General features: G+C 74.9%; 1 protein-coding gene. It reads left to right on the top strand.

The window, feature by feature from the left end; genetic code table 11:
* Nucleotides 1-312 precede the first annotated feature (312 nt).
* Nucleotides 313-1023 (top strand): amidohydrolase family protein (locus AB8Z75_RS34935; RefSeq protein WP_369209162.1); only part of this gene is annotated, 711 nt, incomplete at its 3' end.

A 1023-nucleotide genomic window follows, 5' to 3' on the forward strand; every position in this document is an offset into this window, starting at 1 on the left:
CGTCACGCTCGCCTTGGTCGTCGGCGTCATGACGGTCGTGGCCGTATCCGTGCTGACCCCCGGCACCACGCCGCGAGCCCGGCGCAGCGGTCACCCTCGGGTGCCGGTGCGCCGGGCTTCTTCCGGCGTCGCCCTGCCGACGGCCCGTCGTGCGYSKRCGTCRWGMCSGYCGTCCCCGCCGCGCGCTGACCCCCGGCACCACGCCGCGAGCCCGGCGCAGCGGTCACCCTCGGGTGCCGGTGCGCCGGGCTTCTTCCGGCGTCGCCCTGCCGACGGCCCGTCGTACCAACGCGCATCACTAGGGTGTCCGGCATGGGGACGGACACCGACACGGACGCGGGCACGGATGCGGTTGCCGGCACGGACGCGGGCACGGATGCGGTTGCCGGCACGGGCACGGGCACGGGCACGGATGCGGTTGCTGGCTCAGGCACGGGCGCGGGTCCGAGTGCGGGTGCGGGGATACCGGCGGAGCCGGCCGAGCGGGCGCGGGTGGCGGCGTTCCGCTCGCGCATCGGCGTGACCTCGCTGATCGACGTCCACACCCACTTCATGCCGGAACGCCTGCTCGCCAAGGTGTGGGCGTACTTCGACGCGGCCGGGCCCCTGGTGGGCCGCCCCTGGCCGATCGGCTACCGGCAGGACGAGGAACGGCGCCTCGCCCTCCTGCGCGGATTCGGCGTGCGCGCGTTCACGTCCATGCTCTACCCCCACAAGCCGGGCATGGCCCGCTCCCTCAACGACTGGGCAGCCGACTTCGCCACCCGGACGCCCGACTGCCTGCACACCGCCACCTTCCACGCCGAACCCGGCGCGGCCGACGACGTGCGCCACGCCCTCGAACAAGGCGCTCGCGTCTTCAAGAGCCACATACAGGTCGGCGACTACGATCCGCGCGACCCGCTGCTCGACCCGGTGTGGGGCCAACTCGCCGAAGCCGGCGTGCCCGTGGTCACCCACTGCGGCTCGGGCCCGGTGCCCGCCGCCCATACAGGGCCTGGGCCCATCGGCGCCGTCCTCGCC

The sequence above is a fragment of the Streptomyces sp. PU-14G genome, assembly GCF_041028275.1.
In the GTDB taxonomy this organism is placed as follows: domain Bacteria; phylum Actinomycetota; class Actinomycetes; order Streptomycetales; family Streptomycetaceae; genus Streptomyces.